Here is a 16,753-nt window from a genome sequence, read left to right on the forward strand (position 1 = left end):
GGTTATGGGTGGTGTGAGCTGCGGTAAAGGCCTGGCAAGCGATCACTGTGGCTGATGGGCGGCGTGGATACCGTCCCTGGTGTGGATGCGAGGCGACGGAGGCAGGCGCGGCGGCGGCCGGTGGTGCTGTTCGCGGCGCTGCTGGCGCCGGCGATCTTCGCTGGGGGGTTGCTGGCGGGGGACGTGGGGCGGTACGAGCAGGCGGGCGAGCGGCGGGAGGTGGAGGCGGGGGAGAGGCCGGCCGGGTTCGGGCCTGTGGTGGTGCCTGTGCCGGCTCGTCCGGTGCGGGCGTTCGCGGCGCGGGTGCCGCCGCGGGTGGTCGCCGCTCCGGTCGTCGCGGTGGCGCCGGTGGTGACGGCTGTGGTGGCGCCTCGGGTTCAGCCTCGGGCTCAGCGTAGGGTTCGGCCTCAGGTTCAGCCTCGGGTTCAGCGTCGGGCTCGGACGCGGGATGACGAGGTGGGGGAGCCGGTGCGGGGTGAGCCGTCGCCGGACGTGGAGGGGTGTCCGGCGGAGTGGAAGGACACGTGGCTGTGGGAGAAGTGCCAGGAGCACGAGCGGAAGGTCGCGGCGAATTTCGTGCCTCGTGACTGACTGGTGCGGGCGGTCGGGGCTGGACGCGAGGATTCCTGAGCGTCCTTGAGCGCCTGCGGTCTCGGCGTCGATGGTGTGGCCGGGGCTGTTGTCTTGAAGTCTCGCCGACCCGGCGGTCCCGGGCTTCGGAGGCTCGCGGGGGCCGTGTCAGGGGCTCCGCTCGTGGTTCCGCCGCTGCTCTGCCGAGTGGTACGTCGGCGTACTGGATCATTGTTGCCCGAATCTCGCCTGGCACAGAACCGTGGGGCCGTCGGCCGCGTACTGACAGACAAGGGCAGTGGTCGTCTAGGAGGGGCAAAAGCGTCGTTCGTGTCATAACGGCTCTCCAGAGTTCGGTCCGGGCACTCGGAGGGCTGTAGTAACGTGCGTGCCGGACCCGCGTCACGAGTTTGCAAAGCGGAGGAGTCGAACGTGCCAGCCCCTCGGTCAGCAGGTCTGATCGCGGTTGTCATGACGATGGCCTCCCTGGCGAGCGTGCCGGTGGCCGGGCAGGCTCAGGCCGCCGAACAGGTCGGGCAGCCGGCGGAGCGGGCGGTCGCCCAGGCCACCTCCGGCGCCGTCGCGGAAACCGGGGATCCCAAGAACCTCACCGAGCTGCGCAAGGAAGCGCAGCGTTCCGCTCAGGAGCTCGAGGACGCGACCAGGGCGCTGGAGAAGCGCCGCGCCGAGTTCGCGGCCGCCGAGAAGGAGCTCAAGGAGAAGCTGCGCGCCCTTGAGGTGGCCGAGCGGCAGCTCGCGCAGGTGCGGCAGCCGGTGTCGCGGCTCGCCGAGATGCTCTACCAGCAGCCGGTGGGCGCCGACGGGGCGGCGTCGTTCATGGCGGGCGACTCCGACAGCGACACTCTGCGGGCGCTGGCCATGGTCAACCACATGGTCACCATCCGCCAGCATGCCGTGGAGGAGACGAGCACGCTGACCCTGCACACCCAGCGGCTGGCCGCCGAGGCGCAGGAGATGCGGGCGGGGAACCTGCTGGCTGAGGCGCAGATGGCGGCCGAGATCGATCTGCTGAGGAAGAAGTCCGACAAGGTGGTCAAGTCGCTGACCCAGGCGCTGGTGAAGCTCGGTATCAAGATCGACAAGGTGGAGAAGGCGGCGCTCGGGTGCAACCCGCTGCGGGCCGCGACGGCCAACGACTATCCGAACGGGCTGATCCCGAGGACCATGCTCTGCCCGCTGCAGCAGAAGGGCTTCAGCCTGCGCGCGGACGCGGCCATCGCGTTCGTCAGCTTGAACGAGGCCTACCGCAGGCAGTTCGGCAGGCCCATCTGCGTGACCGACGCGTACCGGAGCCTGGCGGAGCAGCAGTCGATCTACTATCGGCGGCCGGGGTTCGCGGCCGTCCCGGGCAAGAGCAACCACGGGCTGGGGCTGGCCGTCGACCTGTGCGGCGGGGTGGAGAGGTTCAGGTCGGCGGAGTTCAACTGGCTGGAGAAGTACGGGAAGAAGTACGGGTGGTACCACCCGGACTGGGCCTACAGGAGCCCGTTCGAGCCGTGGCACTGGGAGTACGATCCCAAGATCGACTCGGTGGTCTAGGCGGGTTTGATGGTGATGGACAGGTGGCCCGAGGCCTGGGCGCCTGCCAGGGCCTCCGCCTGGGTCAGGGTGGTGGCCAGCACGACGAGGGCGCCGTGGTCGTCCTCGGCCGCCGGGATGGTCAGCACGGTCACGTCGTCGGCCACGAGGGAGGCGGCCTGGGCGTCGCCGGCGGCGAGGACGCCGATGCGGGAGCCAGGGGAGATCAGGGTCACCGTGTCGGGGTCGGAGACGCGTACGGGAGTGGCGACCATGCCGGGAGGCAGGCGCAGCTGGTCGAGGAGGCGGGCGTCGGTGAGCGGCTCGCCGCGGCGCATGGGCGCGGCCAGGACCCGGCCGGTGGCGCCCGTGCGGAGAGCGCCGTCGGGCGGGTCGGGTATGGACGCGGGACGCAGGTCGCCGGGGCGGAGCACGCCGGGGGACAGGTCGCGGGCGGCGACCAGCACGGCGGGGCCCGCGGGCGGGCGCAGCGCGAGATAGCCGCACAGGACGCCGAGCGCGGCCAGGACGGCGGCGATGAGGCGGCGGCGCCGCTCCCACCGCCGCAGCCAGGCGCGGATCATGGGAGCTCGAAGGGGAGGGTGATGCCGTCGAGCGCCGACCCGCAGGAGCACGTGCGCTCCTCCGGCAGGGACTGGACGGTGTCGGCGACGAGGGTCCGCATGCGGGCGACGTTGCGGGCGAAGAACGCGAGCACCTCTTCGTGGGTGACGCCGTCGCCGGACTCCACGCCGGCGTCGAGGTCGGTCACCAGGGACAGCGAGGTGTAGCAGAGAGCCAGCTCGCGGGCGAGCACCGCCTCGGGGAAGCCGGTCATGCCGACGATGGTCCAGCCGTTGCGCTGGAACCACTGGGACTCGGCCCGGGTGGAGAAGCGGGGGCCCTCGATGACCACGAGGGTGCCGCCGTCGGTGGCCGGCCACTCGCCGGCGCGGGCCGCGGCCACCGCGACCTCGCGGCCCGAGGGGCAGTAGGGGTCGGAGAAGGAGACGTGGACCGCGCCGCTGTCGTCGTAATAGGTCTGGACGCGGCCGGAGGTGCGGTCGACGAGCTGGTCGGGGACCACGATCGCGCCGGGGCCGAGCTCGGGCTTCAGCGAGCCGACCGCGCTGGGGGCGAGCACCTGACGGACGCCGAGGGAGCGCAGCGCCCACAGGTTGGCGCGGTAGGGGATGCGGTGAGGAGGGAACCGGTGGTCTCGGCCGTGGCGGGGGATGAAGGCCACCGGACGCGAGCCGATCCGGCCCACCGTGACGACGTCGCTGGGCGGGCCGTAGGGGGTGGAGACCTCCACCTCCTCCGCCTCGTCGAGCAGGGAGTAGAAGCCGGAGCCGCCGAGGACGCCGATGTCTGCGCGAATGACCATGGCGCCGAGAGTAGCGGGCGGGTGGAGGGGGGAGCGGGGGTGGAACGGGTTCTGTGGACGAGGGCCCGGGGATGGCCTCGGGCTGTGGATGAAGACCGGACGCCGAGCGTAATCGATGCGGCACGGAGCGTACGATCGACGCATGCGGCAACGGGACGTCGGGCTGATCATCATCGCGCTCATGCTCGGCATGCTGCTGGCCGCGCTCGACCAGACCATCGTGTCCACGGCGCTGCCCACGATCGTCGGCGACCTGGGCGGGCTGGACCACCTGTCCTGGGTGGTGACGGCCTACATCCTCGCCTCGACGGTGTCCACGCCGCTGTGGGGCAAGCTGGGCGACCAGTACGGCCGCAAGCGGCTGTTCATCAGCGCCATCGTCATCTTCCTGACCGGCTCGGCGCTGTGCGGGCTCAGCGGGAGCATGGGTGAGCTGATCGCCTTCCGCGCCCTGCAGGGGCTCGGCGGCGGCGGGTTGATGGTGCTGGCCCAGGCCGTCGTGGGCGACGTCGTCTCGGCCCGCGACCGGGGGAGATACCAGGGCTACTTCGGCGGCGTCTTCGCCGTGGCGAGCATCATCGGGCCGCTGCTGGGCGGCCTGTTCGTGGACCAGCTGTCGTGGCACTGGGTCTTCTACGTCAACCTGCCGCTTGGCGTCATCGCGCTGCTGGTGATCACCTCGGTGCTGCCCTCCGACCGCTCCCGCACCCGCCACACCGTCGACTACGCGGGCGTGGTGCTGCTCGGCGGCGCCACCTCGTGCCTGGTGCTGATGGCCAGCTGGGGCGGCACCATCTACCCATGGGCCAGTCCGGTGATCGTCGGGCTCGCGGTGGCGGCGGTCGCGCTGCTGGCGGGCTGGGTCGTGGCCGAGCGCCGGGCGCGCGAGCCGGTGCTGCCCCTGGAGCTGTTCCGCAACCGGGCGTTCGCGATGACGTCGGCCGTGGGGTTCGTGGTCGGGTTCACGCTGTTCGGCGCGCTCACGTACCTGCCTCTCTACCTGCAGGTGGTGCACGGGGTGAGCGCCACGCTGTCGGGGGTCTACCTGCTGCCGATGATGGCCGGCACGCTGACGCTGTCGATCGTGAGCGGGCGGATCATCTCGAAGACCGGCAAATACCGCTTCCTGCCGATCACGGGCACGGGGATCGCGACCGTCGGCATGTTCCTCCTGTCCACGCTCGGCCAGACGAGCAGCATGCTCAGGCTGGGGCTCTACCTGCTGGTCTTCGGCGTGGGCATCGGCATGGTCATGCAGGTGCTGGTGATCGTGGTGCAGAACGCGGTCGCGTTCAAGGACCTCGGGGTGGCCACGTCGGGGGCCACGTTCTTCCGGTCGATCGGCGGCTCGTTCGGGGTGGCGGTGCTCGGGGCCGTCTTCACCGGGCGGCTCGCCCAGGACGTGCGCGAGGTGCTCGCCAGGACGCCGCTGCCGCCCGGGTTCGATCCCGCCGGGGTGCAGCAGGACCCCACCACGATCCAGCGGTTGCCGCCCGGCGTCGCGGCCGAGTTCCTCCAGGTGTACGCCGACTCGATCGCGCTGGTGTTCCGGGTGGCGGCGCCGATCATGCTGGTGGCGTTCCTGTTCTCCTGGTTCATCCCCGAGTACCGGCTCAGGGAGACGACGAAGGCGACCGACCTGGGTGAAGGGCTGGGCGCGACGTCCGCGGAGCGGTCGTCGCTGGAGGAGGTGGAGCGGGGGCTGGTCCGGCTGGCCGACGCCGACCTGCGCAGGGGCTACTACGCCAAGCTGGGCGATCTGGCGGGGCTGGAGGGCATGCGGCCGGGAGGGGTGTGGATCATCGCCCGGCTGGGTGGCAAGGGCTGGGTCTCGGCAGCCGGGCTGGCGGAGCGGGCGCGGGTCACCAGGGAGCGGGGCAGACCGTACGCGGACCGGCTCGTCGACGACGGGTTTTTGGAGCGTTCGCCGGACGGTGAGATGCTGCGGCTCACCGAGCGGGGGCAGGAGGCCGCGCTGCGGCTGCTGCGGATCTCCCGTGAGGCGTTGAGCCGGCTGATCGCCGACTGGGGGCCGCATCCGCAGCTGGAACAGTTGCTCGATCGGGTCGCGCCGGAGTTGCTCGGGGCGATGGCTGACCGGCCGCGGTAGTCGCCCGGGGCGGCGGCAGGGCGGTCGCGATGGTGCTCACCGTCGCAAGGCGCACGCCGGCTTCACGCGATGAGGGTGGCCGGGGCGGAGGTTCGGTCGTCGCGGTCGACCACCCGGGCGTGCGGCTGGTGCGCTAGTTGGACGCGGCGGCGGGGGCGGGGGCCGACTCGGCGGGCTTGCCGGCCGACTTCGACTCGGACGCCGACGACGAGCTGTCGGACTTCGAGGAAGAGGACGAGGACGACGAGGACGAGCTCGACGACGAGCGGTTGTCGGTCTTGTAGAAGCCCGACCCCTTGAACACGATCCCGACCGCCGAGAACACCTTGCGCAGGTTGCCCTCACACGCGGGGCACACGGTCAACGCGTCGTCACTGAACTTCTGAACGACCTCGAGCTGCTCACCGCAGTCGTTGCAGGCGTACTGGTAGGTCGGCACGCGCTCCTCCTTACAAGCTTTGGCACTCGAGTCTTGCGACTGCTAATGGTAACCGATGCCGCCAAACGCCTATTCCAAACCCCGCTCCCCGTACCATCCGGCCAGCTTGCCGCGGCGGCTGACGGCGCGTAACCGGTGTTCGACCTGCTCACGGGTGGCGGCGGTGGTGACGAGGAGGAGCTGGTCGTCGGCTCTGATCCGGGTGGTCTCGGTGGGGACGAACGATCGGCCCTCGCGCACGACCAGGGTGACCTGGGCGTCGCGCGGCAGCCGCAGCTCGAAGATCTCCACGCCGTGCAGCTGCGACCCGGGCGGCACGGTGACCTGGAGCAGGTCGGCGTTCAGTTCTTCGAGGGGGGCCGCTTCCACGTCGAGTTCGTGGGCCTCGCCGGGGGCGCTCACCTTGAGCACGCGGGCGGCCCACGGCAGGGTCGGCCCCTGGAGCAGGGTGAACACGATGACGATCACGAACACTTCGTTGAAGATGGTCTTGGAGCCCTCCACCCCGGCGGCCCAGGGGATGGTGGCCAGCACGATCGGGATGGCGCCGCGCAGCCCGGCCCACGAGAGGAAGACCTGTTCCCGCCAGGTCACCCAGTCCTGCCCGAACAGCCGTCCGAGCAGCGCGCTGACCAGCACCGACAGCGGCCGCGCCAGCACCACCATGATCGTCCCGGCGATGAGTCCCGGCACGATCGCCGAGGGCATCTCCTTCGGGCTGGCCAGCAGGCCCAGCATCACGAACAGCCCGATCTGCGCCAGCCACGCGGTGCCCTCCGCGAACCCCCTGGTGGTGGCCCGGTGCGGCAGCTTGGAGTTGCCCAGGATCAGCGCGGTCAAGTAGATCGCGAGGAAGCCGGAGCCGTGCAACAGGGCGCCGCCCGCGTACGAGAGCAGGGTGAGCGCGAGCACCGCGATGGGGTACAGGCCCGAGACTGGCAGCGCGATGCGGCGCAGGGCGTACGCGCCCGCGGGGCCGATCGCCAGGCCCACGGCCGCGCCGATGGCGAGCTCGCTCCCGGTTTCCAGGAGGAACGAGCCGAGGCTGGGCATGTGCTGGGCGGCGCCGCTGAGCAGCACGACCGCGAGCACCGTCGGGGCGTCGTTGAACCCCGACTCCGCCTCCAGGATCCCCGCCAGCCTGGGCGGCAGGGGAAGCCGGCGCAGGACCGAGAAGACCGCGGCCGCGTCCGTCGGCGCGAGCACCGCCCCGAGGATGAGGGCGGTGATCGTGTCGACGCCGAGCAGGAGCTTGACCGGGATGGCCACGGCCAGGATGCTCACCGCGACCCCGACCGTGGCGAGGATCAGCGCGAGCGGCACGGACCGGCGGACGTGACTCCAGTTGGTGGTCAGGCCGCCTTCGGCGAGGATCACGGCGAGCGCGAGGAAGCCGATGTCCTTGGCGAGGTTCGGGTCGGAGAACGGGATGCCGAACCCCGCCTCGCCCAGGACCAGCCCGAACCCGAGGAAGACCAGCAGGCTGGGCAGGCCGCTGCGGTGCGCGATGCGTACCGAGACGATGGCTGCGATGACGATGACGGCGCCTACGAGGAGCAAGTCATCAAGCGTCATTCGCACCCCTCTAGTCACATATGTCTAGCTAAGTTTAATGAGACCCGAAGGGGTGATCGCAAAGCCGACCGGGCGGTCATGCGGCTCGGCGGGCACGTCGTCCCGCAGTTCGCCGTCGTGCAGCGGCGCGACGACGGGCACGTTGGGCCCGACCCGGGCCAGCGCCCGGTCGAACGAGCCGCCGCCGCGGCCCAGCCGCACCCCGGTGCGCCGGTCCACCGCCAGCGCGGGCGTGATGACGAGCGCGGCCGTGCGGATCGCGTCGACCCCGCGCCGCGTGTCGACCGGCTCCATCAGGCCGAACCGGCCCGGCGCCAGAGTATCCGGTCCGTCGTACACCGCCCAGTCGAGGTCGTCGTCCTCGCGCAGGACCGGCAGCATCACGGTCGTGCCGTGCTTCCACAGCGCGAACACCAGCCCGTGCGTGTCCGGTTCGGAGCCGACCGACCAGTAGCAGGCCACCAGCCCGGCCATCTGCACCCACGGCTGGTCGAGCAGGGTCTCGCGGATCCGGGCGGCGTTCGAGCGGAGCTGCTCGGGGGTGAGCGAGTCGCGCGCCGCGAGCAGCTCACGACGCAGGTGCAGCTTGTCCACAGGTACCTCCACTAGGGTCATGGGCATGGCTGACTTCGACCCTGTGACGAAAGCCGTGGTGCCCGCCGCGGGTCTGGGCACCCGGTTCCTTCCGGCGACCAAGGCGACACCCAAGGAGATGTTGCCCATCGTCGACAAGCCCGCCATCCAGTATGTCGTCGAGGAGGCGGCCTCCGCTGGCCTGCTCGACGTGCTGATGGTCACCGGCAAGAACAAACGGTCGATCGAGGACCATTTCGATCGTGCGTACGAGCTGGAGGACGTGCTGGAGGCCAAGGGCGACGAACATCGGTTGTCCCAGGTCCGCGAGCCCGCCTCACTGGCGACCCTTCACTACGTGCGCCAGGGCGAGCCCAAGGGGCTCGGCCACGCGGTCCTCTGCGCCAAGCAGCACGTCGGCGACCACCCGTTCGCCTGCCTGCTCGGCGACGACCTCATCGACCGGCGCGACCCGCTGCTGCAGCGCATGATCGAGGTGCGCAAGACGTTCGGCGGCAGCGTCATCGCGCTGATGGAGGTGCCCAGGGAGCAGGTCTCGCTGTACGGGGTGGCGACCATCGAGGCGACCGGCGAGGACGACGTCGTCAAGGTCGTCGACCTCGTGGAGAAGCCCCCGGTGGAGGAGGCCCCCTCCAACTGGGCGATCATCGGACGCTATGTGCTCGACCCCGAGGTGTTCACCGTGCTGGAGAACACCCCGCCCGGCCGCGGCGACGAGATCCAGCTCACCGACGCGCTGCGCACCCTCGCCGGCCGCGAGACCGACACGGGCGGGCCGGTCCACGGCGTGCTGTTCCGCGGCCGCCGCTACGACACCGGCGACAAGCTCGACTACCTGCGCACCGTCGTGAGGTTCGCGGCGGACCGGCCCGACCTGGCGCCCGACTTCCTGCCCTGGTTGCGAGAGTTCCTCGATGAAGTCGGTTGACGCACACCTGGCCGACATCCTCGCCACGGTGCGCCCCCTTGCACCGCTGGAGCTGGAGCTCGAACAGGCGCTCGGCGCCACGCTCGCCGAGGAGATCACCTCCCCGGTCCCGCTGCCGCCGTTCGACAACTCCGCCATGGACGGCTATGCCGTACGGGCGATCGACATCGCGGACGTCCCGGTCACGCTGCCCGTGATCGACGACGTGGCCGCCGGGGCCGACGAGCTGCGTGCCGTCGGCCCCGGCCACGCCGTCCGCATCATGACCGGCGGCCCGCTGCCCGCGGGCGCCGACACCGTCGTGCCCGTCGAGTGGACCGACGGCGGCACCGTCTCGGTCCGCATCGACCGCACCGCCGCCGAGGGCAACGCCATCCGCCGGGCCGGCGAGGACGTCAGGGCCGGCGCGGCCGTGCTCAAACCCGGCACCGTCATCGGCCCCGCCCAGCTCGGCATCATCGCCGGCGTCGGCCGCCGCCGCGTCCTGGCCCGGCCGCGGCCGCGCGTCGCGGTGCTGGCCACCGGCGCCGAGCTGGTCGAGCCGGGCCAGCCGCTCGGCCACGGCCAGATCTGGGACTCCAACAGCTTCACGCTGACCGCCGCCGCCCGTTCCGCCGGCGCCGACGGCTTCCGCGCCCCCACCGTGGGCGACGACCCGGCCGTGTTCCTGGAACGCCTCGACGCCCAGCTCCTGCGCGCCGACGTGGTCGTCACCAGCGGCGGCGTGTCCATGGGCGCGTACGAGCCGGTCAAGGAAGCCCTCGGCCCGCTCGGCACCGTACGGTTCGAGAAGGTCGCCATGCAGCCGGGCATGCCCCAGGGATTCGGCACCGTCGGCGATGACCAGGTGCCGATCTTCGCGCTGCCCGGCAACCCCGTCTCGTCGTTCGTCTCGTTCACGCTCTTCGTCCGGCCGGCGCTCGACCAGATGCGCGGGCTGACCGCCGGGCCGCCCGCGACCGTCACCGCGCGCACCACGGCGCCGCTGCGCTCCCCGGCGGGCAAACGGTCGTACCTGCGTGGGATGCTCGGCTCCGACGGCTCCGTCGCGCCCGTGCACGGCCAGGGATCACACCAGCTCGCCGCCCTGGCCGCCGCGAACGCGCTCATCGTGGTGCCGGAGGACGTGACCGAGGTGCCCACGGGCGAGCAGGTGGAGGTGATCAGGCTGTGAGCGAGCTGACGCACATCGACGAGAGCGGCGCCGCGCGCATGGTGGACGTGTCCGCCAAGGACGTCAGCGCCCGCACCGCGACGGCCACCGGCCGGGTGCTGCTGTCCCCCGAAGTGGTCGCGCTGCTGCGGTCCGGCGAGGTGCCCAAGGGCGACGCGCTCGGCGTGGCCCGCATCGCCGGCATCATGGGCGCCAAACGGACGCCCGACCTCATCCCGCTCTGCCACCCCATCGCCCTCCACGGGGTCAAGGTGACGCTGGACGTGGCCGACTGGGGGGTGACGATCACCGCCCGGGTCAAGACCGCCGACCGCACCGGCGTGGAGATGGAGGCGCTCACGGCGGTCTCGACGGCCGCGCTGGCGCTGTTCGACATGGTCAAGGCGGCCGACCCGGCCGCGGTGATCACCGACCTCCGGGTCGAGGAGAAGACCGGCGGCAAGACCGGCGAGTGGAGGCGGCCGTGATCAGGGCGCTGGTGGTGACGGTGTCGAACCGGGCCTCCGCCGGGGTCTACGCCGACACCTCGGGCCCCCTGCTGGTCTCCCTCCTCACCGAGGCCGGCTGCACCGTCGAGGGTCCCGTCGTCGTCCCCGACGGCGAGCCCGTCGAGGCAGCCCTGCGCGACGGCGTCGCCCAGGAGTACGACGTGATCGTGACGACCGGCGGCACCGGTCTCACCCCCACCGACCTCACCCCGGAGATGACCGCCCGCGTGATCACCCGCGAGATCCCCGGCATCGCCGAGACCATCCGCGCCGCCAACCGCGACCAGGTGCCCACCGCCATCCTCTCCCGCGGCCTCGCCGGCCAGGCCGGACACACCCTGATCGTCAACCTGCCCGGCTCCCGCGGAGGCGTCCGCGACGGCATCGCCGTGCTCGCGCCCGTGCTCAAGCACGCCGTCGACCAGATCCGCGGCGGCGACCACCCCCGCTGACCCACTCGTGCCATCCGCAGCAGCCGACCCCGTGGCGGCAGCGCGCCCGTTAGGGGGATGATGAGCCTGTGGATCGACTACGCGGCTGGCCTGCGACGCTGACCGAGGGCCCGGTGTGCCTCAGGCCGCTCCGGCTGAGCGACGTACGCGTCTGGCGCGACACCCGGGTGCGCAACGCCGACTGGCTGCGCCCCTGGGAACCGAGCAACCCCGAGACGCCTCTCTTCCGCACCGGGCTCGGCCCGTACCTCGCCATGGTCGGCACCCTGCGCCGCGAGGCCCGGCAGGGCGTCGCCCTGCCCTGGGTGATCACCTACCGTGGCCGCTTCGCCGGACAGCTCACCGTCGGCGCCATCGTCTGGGGCTCGGCCCGCTCCGCCCAGGTCGGCTACTGGATCGACGGCGCGCTCGCCGGCCGCGGCATCACCCCGACCGCCCTCGCCATGGCCGTCGACCACTGCTTCTTCACCACCGGCCTGCACCGGATCGAGGCGAACATCCGCCCCGAGAACCACGCCAGCCGTAGAGTGGTTGAGAAACTCGGGTTCCGGGAAGAAGGCATTCGACGTCGCCAACTCCACATCGACGGAGCCTGGCGCGACCACATCTGCTACGCGCTGACCGCAGAAGACGTCCCTGGCGGCCTGCTCGTGCAGTGGCGTCGCGCACGGTCCTCCGTGGAAGAGGTTTGACGATCTCGCGACACACCGCATCGAATGCTCGTCAATCAGTGACACGCGGTCTTACGGTGCGTGACGTGAGCACAATGAGAGCGCCCGACGCCGACAGGCGCTTTCGTGCTGCCCGGAGGTGCCCATGAGCGGCGCCCTCCTCTACCTCGCCATCGTCGTCATGTGGCTCTGCGTGCTAGTGCCCATGTGGCTGCGCCGGGACAAGTCCAACCTGGCGGAACTGGCCGAACTCGAAGAGCACTACACCGGCGAACACCAGATCCCGGACCTCACCACCGCGCCCGACGAGGAGCCGGTGGAGATCGAACGCGTCGACCCGCGCCAGTTCCGCGTCCGGCGCCGGGCGATCATCGTAGCGCGCCGCCGGCGGTTGCTGTTCTTCACGGTCCTGCTGGTGCTGGCCTCGGTGATCACAGCCGCGGTACGGATGATGCCCTGGTGGGGCGTCGCCCCGTCAGGCGCCGTCATGCTGCTCTACCTCGTGTTCCTGCGCATCGCCGTCAAGGTCGACCGCGAACGCCGCCAGCGCGCCCTCCAGGCCCGCCAGCGCGCCCGCCGCATCCGCGCCCGCCGGCGCGCCGAGGAACTGGCGGCCAGAGAGGCGGAGGTCATCGAGTTCACCGGGGCGCAGGGGGACGTCCTCTTCGACCAGTACGCCGAACCGCCTCGGCGAGCGGTGGGGGACTGAATACTGTGGCGCGAGGACTGCCGGGAGTTTGCTAATCTGGTCGAGGTCTTGGGGATGTAGCGCAGTCCGGTAGCGCACTTCGTTCGCATCGAAGGGGTCAGGGGTTCGAATCCCCTCATCTCCACCCAGGTCAAAGGCCACTTCCGGTGATCGGGAGTGGCCTTTTGATCTTCTGAGTGACAAACTGAGTGACATGCTAACGCGCGGCTAGGCGTCCGTGAGGTCGTCGAAGATGCGATCCATGGTCAGCGCGCCGGTTTGGATCACGGGCCGGATCTGGTGACGGTAGACGGTCTCGGTCACTGTTGTGCTGGCGTGTCCGCACAGTTTTGCGATCTCGTCTATGGATAGGCCGCCGTCGTCGGAGAGCAGCGAGACGAAGCTGTGTCGTAGCTCACAGGGTGTCCAGGCGTCGGCATTAAAGCGGCCCTGACCGGGCCGCACGCGCCGCCGACGCGACGCGGGCCGGGCACTCCACTGGGGCTCCATGCCCGACCCGCAGAACGCCGGTCGGCTGGCGCGGACGAGGACAGGGCCGCTTTTGGGGGCGCACGGTTCTGCACACGGGGTCGAGCTGGTCAGCGCACGCGAAGGCAATCACGGTGCTGGCCTTACTACGTGCCTCCGGCGGGGGCGCTCCGGCTCCGAGATGGCGTCACTCGGCCGTGCCGGTGGTGGGGTGGCTGGCGTGGGGCCCATCCCGTCTGCCGTCGACCCAGGCAAGCTCAGCAGACCGCCTCCTCCGCCGCAAGCCCGGCCGTGACCGTTGGGCGTCCAATGACTGTGGAAGGCACCCAGGCGCAGGGACACATCAAGCCGGGCTTGCACCTCCGTCGCCGGCCCGCTGTCGCTCCGCGGTGGGTCGACGGCAGACGGGATGAACTTCAAAGGTGGCCCTGCTACCGCTCTGCGGTGGAGATCAAGGGCAGACGAGATGGATATGTCGGTATTACCGTAACGATAGCGAACATCAAGCCTGTAGATCTAGAAACGGAATCCCAACAATGTCGCCGCCGGATCCCTGTCGTGTAAAACCCGCCGAATGTAAGGACGCCAATTAAACCCGAACCGGCTAAGATCCTCAGCTGGCAAGTTATCGCTGTTGAGCAAAACTAAATACTGAAAATCATTCTGCTCGGCTTGCTCCTTGACATATTTTAAAGCTAGTGCAATCTGCCGCTCATCAACACCCTCATACAATAGACTATCATGAATTTAAAAAGCCGGGACGATGGGTTTCTTGCCCACATCTGCGCCAAGGCGATGCGGTCGGCTCATCGGCGCGGTCGGCCTGGCGGCGGACCTTGACGCGCAGCTCGGTCAGCAACGCCTCGGTGACGCCGGCCTGTTCCCACTGCTGGAAGTACCAGTACACGGTCTGCCAGGGCGGCAGATCGGTGGGCAGGTAGCGCCACGGGCAGCCCGAGCGGACCACGTACAGGATGGCGTTGACGATCTCTCTGCGTGGGTGCTTCTCCGGACGTCCGCCGGTGTTCGGCTCAGGCAATAACGGCTCGATCAGCTCCCACTGCGCATCGGTCAGGTCCGAGGGGTAGCGATCCGGGGGCATCGGGCCACCTTGGCAGTGTCAGTGCTCGTCGTCACGCCGCCACGCCGAACATGAATGATCTTCTCAAACACGCACTAAGCTTGTTCTTTATCCTCCGGATTGTTCTGCTGAGTGCCGGGTTGATCGTTTCGCGGACAGTGAGACGGCCTTGAGTGATCATGTGCGGTGTCGAGTCGCTACTGATCACTACAAGGCCGTGAGGGTGAGTCTGCTGAACGATGTCTCCGATGTCGAGTCCTCCAGAGTGCTGTCCCGGTTCCGGAACGACGTCTACGCCTGCCTGACCAGGCGGGCCGATGCGCTGTTCGAGCTGGCCGACGCGCTGTTCGAGCTGGCCGACGCGCTGTTGTGCGCGCCGGGACCGGTGCACTCGCCGGTGAATCTGACCTTGTCGCCGGAGTACCGGCGCGGGCACGGCGCCTTGTACGGCGGGCTCAACCACGGCCGGATCGACGTGCAACAGCTACGCGAGGTGCTGGCCAAGTTGCCGTTACCGCGCTGGCCGGACGGGCGGATCGTGCTGGCGGTTGATGTGTCACCGTGGCTGCGCTCGGACGCGCCCTGCTCGGCCGAGCGGCTGTTCTGCCACGTGTACGGCCGGGCCAAGAGCGCCTCGCCGTTCATCCCGGGCTGGCCGTACTCCTTCGTCGCGGCGCTGGAGATGGGCCGCACGTCATGGACGGCGCCGCTGGACGTGGTGCGACTGGGGCCGGCCGACGACGCCACCGCCGTCACCGCCGCCCAACTGCGCGGCGTCATCGAGCGGCTGATCGCCTCCGGCCAGTGGCTCAGCGGAGATCCGGACGTGCTCATCGTGGCCGACGCCGGCTACGACATCACCCGCCTGGCCTACGTGCTGCGTGACCTGCCCGTCGAACTGCTCGGGCGCATCCGTTCCGACCGGGTGCTGCGCCTGCCCGCACCACCACGACGCTATGACCCCAAGGGCGGCCGACCGCCCAAGCACGGCGGCGAGTTCGCCCTGGCTGATCCCGCCACCTGGCCCGAACCGGCGGTGACCACCGCGACGGACACCACTCACTACGGCAAGGCCGAGACCAGAGCCTGGGACCGGCTGCATCCCCGGCTGACGCATCGCGCGGCCTGGCTCGATCACGAAGGCGAGTTGCCCCTCATCGAGGGCACCTTGATCCGGCTGAAGGTCGAGCACCTGCCCGGCGACCGGGACGCCCCACCAGTCTGGCTCTGGTCCTCCAAAACCGGCGCCACCAGCGCGGACGTGGACCGCTGCTGGCAGGCGTTCCTGCGCAGATTCGACCTGGAGCACACCTACCGCTTCTGGAAACAGACCCTCGGCTGGACCCGGCCCAAGCTCCGCGCCGCCCAAGCCGCCGACCGCTGGACCTGGCTGCTGCTCATCGTTCACACCCAGCTGCGCCTGGCTCGCCCGCTGACCGAGGACCTGCGTCACCCGTGGGAGAAAGCAGCCGCGCGGGGCCAGCTCACTCCCGCCCGGGTCCGGCGCGGGTTTCGGAACCTGCGTCCGCTCCTCGCCCAACCGGCCAGCGCACCCAAACCCTCCAGACCCGGCCCAGGGCGCCCACCCGGCATCCCCAACCGCCGGCCCGCGCCCCGCTACGACGTCGGCAAGACCGTCAAACGCGGCCGCACCCTCGCAGCACTCCAACAATCCGGACGATGAAGAACAAGTTAGGCGTGTGAACAACCCGGCGCAGCCGAGGCGATCTCGTGCTCGGCCGCGCCGACGTGCCTGTGAGGTAGCGATCAGTCGGCCCGGCCGCCGGGGTCGGACCTCGTTCCCGTGTCGAACCTCGCCGTCACGGGCGCGGTGCTCCAGTCGCTCACCTCATCACCCCTGTCGACGCGCAGCAGCCGCGCCTGCACGACGTCCATCAGCTGGTCGGCGCCGGGCAGGAACTCCGGGCCGTTGACGAAGTGCATGACGGCCCCGACGACGTCCTGTCTGTCGTCCTCGTCGAGGTCCTCGGCGTCGAACGGCCTCCAGCCCGTCGCGGTGGCCGCCGCGAGAAGGCGAGCCGGGTCGTGGACGTGCACCTCCAGCAGGCTGATCGTGCGTACGACCGGCCCTGGGAAGGCGTCGAGGCGGGCGTCGCCCGGCGTGCGGCTCTCAAGGTCGCCACCGAGGCCGGCCGAGTCGCCGCGGCCCCGCCGCAGGGACTCCCACGTGGCGGCGAGCTCGGGGGTGTCGGCCCAGGTCCCGTTCACGACGTCGGCCAGCGTGCGTCGGAAGGAGGCGGCGGGCGCGTCGGGCAGAGCCGCTGCGATCCGCTCCGACTCAGCGCGGGCGGCGGGGCCCAAGCCGTTCTCCAGCACCGAGGAGAGAAGGTAGGCGGCGTGCTGAGCGACGGCGGGGTCGGTGCAGGTCAGTACGGCATGCAGGGTCGCGGGCTGGCCGGAGCGCTCGACGAGAGCGTGCACCCTGCTCTTGGCGCGGGTGTGCTCGCAGTGGAAGGCGCGAGGGACGGCAGAGGTCATGACGGGTTCTCCATCAACGTGAGGTACGTGGAAAACCGCTGGTGGGCGCGGTACGGCCACGCCCCCTGA

18 protein-coding genes and 1 tRNA gene are annotated in these 16,753 nt (G+C 70.4%); 10 read left to right on the forward strand and 9 right to left on the reverse strand.

Going from position 1 to position 16,753, the window contains the following annotated elements:
- Positions 1 to 1,041: 1,041 nt before the first annotated feature.
- Positions 1,042 to 2,130: a D-alanyl-D-alanine carboxypeptidase family protein gene (locus ACQEUU_RS29815; RefSeq protein ID WP_433072413.1), complete on the forward strand. Its 1,089-nt coding sequence runs from the start codon at positions 1,042 to 1,044 to the stop codon at positions 2,128 to 2,130.
- Here ACQEUU_RS29815 and ACQEUU_RS29820 read toward each other — a convergent pair.
- Positions 2,127 to 2,693 carry an SAF domain-containing protein gene (locus ACQEUU_RS29820; RefSeq protein ID WP_433072414.1) on the reverse strand — a complete coding sequence of 189 codons (567 nt, stop codon included), beginning with the start codon at positions 2,691 to 2,693 and terminating at the stop codon, positions 2,127 to 2,129. The genes ACQEUU_RS29815 and ACQEUU_RS29820 overlap by 4 nt on opposite strands.
- On the reverse strand, positions 2,690 to 3,496 hold the full coding sequence (locus tag ACQEUU_RS29825) for an S-methyl-5'-thioadenosine phosphorylase (RefSeq protein WP_433072415.1): 807 nt from the start codon (positions 3,494 to 3,496) through the stop codon (positions 2,690 to 2,692). Before ACQEUU_RS29825 ends, ACQEUU_RS29820 begins: the two co-directional genes overlap by 4 nt.
- 142 nt (positions 3,497 to 3,638) lie before the next feature.
- Here ACQEUU_RS29825 and ACQEUU_RS29830 point away from each other — a divergent pair, with 142 nt between their 5' ends.
- A complete protein-coding gene (locus ACQEUU_RS29830) occupies positions 3,639 to 5,606 on the forward strand; it encodes an MFS transporter (RefSeq protein WP_433072416.1) in 1,968 nt (655 codons plus the stop codon).
- A 133-nt stretch (positions 5,607 to 5,739) separates the two neighbouring features.
- Here the strand turns inward: ACQEUU_RS29830 and ACQEUU_RS29835 are convergent, their stop codons facing one another.
- The 3 genes from ACQEUU_RS29835 to ACQEUU_RS29845 all read right to left on the reverse strand — a co-directional run bounded on the left by ACQEUU_RS29835 (position 5,740) and on the right by ACQEUU_RS29845 (position 8,214).
- Positions 5,740 to 6,045 carry an FmdB family zinc ribbon protein gene (locus tag ACQEUU_RS29835; RefSeq protein WP_433072417.1) on the reverse strand — a complete coding sequence of 102 codons (306 nt, stop codon included), beginning with the start codon at positions 6,043 to 6,045 and terminating at the stop codon, positions 5,740 to 5,742.
- A 69-nt stretch (positions 6,046 to 6,114) separates the two neighbouring features.
- On the reverse strand, positions 6,115 to 7,620 hold the full coding sequence (locus ACQEUU_RS29840; protein WP_433072418.1) for a potassium/proton antiporter: 1,506 nt from the start codon (positions 7,618 to 7,620) through the stop codon (positions 6,115 to 6,117).
- A gap of 24 nt (positions 7,621 to 7,644) precedes the next feature.
- A complete protein-coding gene (locus ACQEUU_RS29845) occupies positions 7,645 to 8,214 on the reverse strand; it encodes a 5-formyltetrahydrofolate cyclo-ligase (protein ID WP_433072419.1) in 570 nt (189 codons plus the stop codon).
- Between the two features lie 25 nt (positions 8,215 to 8,239).
- Between ACQEUU_RS29845 and galU the strand changes: the two genes are divergently transcribed.
- The 7 genes from galU (at position 8,240) to ACQEUU_RS29880 (ending at position 12,760) form a co-directional block, all read left to right on the forward strand.
- Positions 8,240 to 9,142, forward strand: coding sequence for a UTP--glucose-1-phosphate uridylyltransferase GalU (gene galU / locus ACQEUU_RS29850; RefSeq protein WP_433072420.1), 903 nt, complete (start codon positions 8,240 to 8,242; stop codon positions 9,140 to 9,142).
- Entirely contained in the window at positions 9,129 to 10,316 is a 1,188-nt protein-coding gene (glp, locus tag ACQEUU_RS29855; protein WP_433072421.1) for a molybdotransferase-like divisome protein Glp, read from the forward strand. Before galU ends, glp begins: the two co-directional genes overlap by 14 nt.
- On the forward strand, positions 10,313 to 10,783 hold the full coding sequence (gene moaC, locus ACQEUU_RS29860; protein ID WP_270152654.1) for a cyclic pyranopterin monophosphate synthase MoaC: 471 nt from the start codon (positions 10,313 to 10,315) through the stop codon (positions 10,781 to 10,783). The genes glp and moaC overlap by 4 nt, the downstream gene beginning before the upstream one ends.
- Positions 10,780 to 11,256 carry a MogA/MoaB family molybdenum cofactor biosynthesis protein gene (locus tag ACQEUU_RS29865; RefSeq protein WP_433072422.1) on the forward strand — a complete coding sequence of 159 codons (477 nt, stop codon included), beginning with the start codon at positions 10,780 to 10,782 and terminating at the stop codon, positions 11,254 to 11,256. Before moaC ends, ACQEUU_RS29865 begins: the two co-directional genes overlap by 4 nt.
- 68 nt (positions 11,257 to 11,324) lie before the next feature.
- Positions 11,325 to 11,948, forward strand: a complete 624-nt coding sequence (locus tag ACQEUU_RS29870) for a GNAT family N-acetyltransferase (protein WP_270152658.1) — start codon at positions 11,325 to 11,327, stop codon at positions 11,946 to 11,948.
- 124 nt (positions 11,949 to 12,072) lie between these two features.
- A complete protein-coding gene (sepX, locus tag ACQEUU_RS29875; protein WP_433072423.1) occupies positions 12,073 to 12,636 on the forward strand; it encodes a divisome protein SepX/GlpR in 564 nt (187 codons plus the stop codon).
- Positions 12,637 to 12,686: 50 nt separating this feature from the next.
- Positions 12,687 to 12,760 (forward strand) — tRNA-Ala (locus ACQEUU_RS29880).
- Positions 12,761 to 12,843: 83 nt separating this feature from the next.
- Here ACQEUU_RS29880 and ACQEUU_RS29885 read toward each other — a convergent pair.
- From ACQEUU_RS29885 to ACQEUU_RS29895, 3 genes are all read right to left on the reverse strand, one after another.
- A complete protein-coding gene (locus ACQEUU_RS29885; RefSeq protein ID WP_433072424.1) occupies positions 12,844 to 13,125 on the reverse strand; it encodes a tyrosine-type recombinase/integrase in 282 nt (93 codons plus the stop codon).
- 495 nt (positions 13,126 to 13,620) lie between these two features.
- The gene (locus ACQEUU_RS29890; protein WP_433072425.1) at positions 13,621 to 13,836 is read right to left on the reverse strand and encodes a DUF2326 domain-containing protein; all 216 of its coding nucleotides are present in this window, start codon (positions 13,834 to 13,836) and stop codon (positions 13,621 to 13,623) included.
- A gap of 7 nt (positions 13,837 to 13,843) precedes the next feature.
- Entirely contained in the window at positions 13,844 to 14,206 is a 363-nt protein-coding gene (locus tag ACQEUU_RS29895; protein ID WP_433072426.1) for an IS5 family transposase, read from the reverse strand.
- Between the two features lie 202 nt (positions 14,207 to 14,408).
- On the opposite strand from ACQEUU_RS29895, the gene ACQEUU_RS29900 reads away from it, so the two are divergent.
- Positions 14,409 to 15,869: an NF041680 family putative transposase gene (locus tag ACQEUU_RS29900; protein ID WP_433072427.1), complete on the forward strand. Its 1,461-nt coding sequence runs from the start codon at positions 14,409 to 14,411 to the stop codon at positions 15,867 to 15,869.
- A gap of 83 nt (positions 15,870 to 15,952) precedes the next feature.
- On the opposite strand, the gene ACQEUU_RS29905 is transcribed toward ACQEUU_RS29900, so the two are convergent.
- On the reverse strand, positions 15,953 to 16,684 hold the full coding sequence (locus ACQEUU_RS29905) for a hypothetical protein (protein ID WP_433072428.1): 732 nt from the start codon (positions 16,682 to 16,684) through the stop codon (positions 15,953 to 15,955).
- Positions 16,685 to 16,753: the final 69 nt, after the last annotated feature.

The organism is Nonomuraea sp. CA-218870, from assembly GCF_050936535.1.
Classification (GTDB): Bacteria; Actinomycetota; Actinomycetes; order Streptosporangiales; family Streptosporangiaceae; genus Nonomuraea; species Nonomuraea corallina.

Coding starts and splice junctions, on each gene's coding strand:
- ACQEUU_RS29895 (WP_433072426.1), bottom strand. CDS start 14,206: ATGCCCCCGGATCGCTACCCCTCGGACCTGACCGATGCGCAGTGGGAG.
- galU (WP_433072420.1), top strand. CDS start 8,240: ATGGCTGACTTCGACCCTGTGACGAAAGCCGTGGTGCCCGCCGCGGGT.
- ACQEUU_RS29815 (WP_433072413.1), top strand. CDS start 1,042: ATGACGATGGCCTCCCTGGCGAGCGTGCCGGTGGCCGGGCAGGCTCAG.
- ACQEUU_RS29840 (WP_433072418.1), bottom strand. CDS start 7,620: ATGACGCTTGATGACTTGCTCCTCGTAGGCGCCGTCATCGTCATCGCA.
- ACQEUU_RS29885 (WP_433072424.1), bottom strand. CDS start 13,125: ATGGAGCCCCAGTGGAGTGCCCGGCCCGCGTCGCGTCGGCGGCGCGTG.
- ACQEUU_RS29830 (WP_433072416.1), top strand. CDS start 3,639: ATGCGGCAACGGGACGTCGGGCTGATCATCATCGCGCTCATGCTCGGC.
- ACQEUU_RS29825 (WP_433072415.1), bottom strand. CDS start 3,496: ATGGTCATTCGCGCAGACATCGGCGTCCTCGGCGGCTCCGGCTTCTAC.
- ACQEUU_RS29905 (WP_433072428.1), bottom strand. CDS start 16,684: ATGACCTCTGCCGTCCCTCGCGCCTTCCACTGCGAGCACACCCGCGCC.
- ACQEUU_RS29820 (WP_433072414.1), bottom strand. CDS start 2,693: ATGATCCGCGCCTGGCTGCGGCGGTGGGAGCGGCGCCGCCGCCTCATC.
- sepX (WP_433072423.1), top strand. CDS start 12,073: ATGAGCGGCGCCCTCCTCTACCTCGCCATCGTCGTCATGTGGCTCTGC.
- glp (WP_433072421.1), top strand. CDS start 9,129: ATGAAGTCGGTTGACGCACACCTGGCCGACATCCTCGCCACGGTGCGC.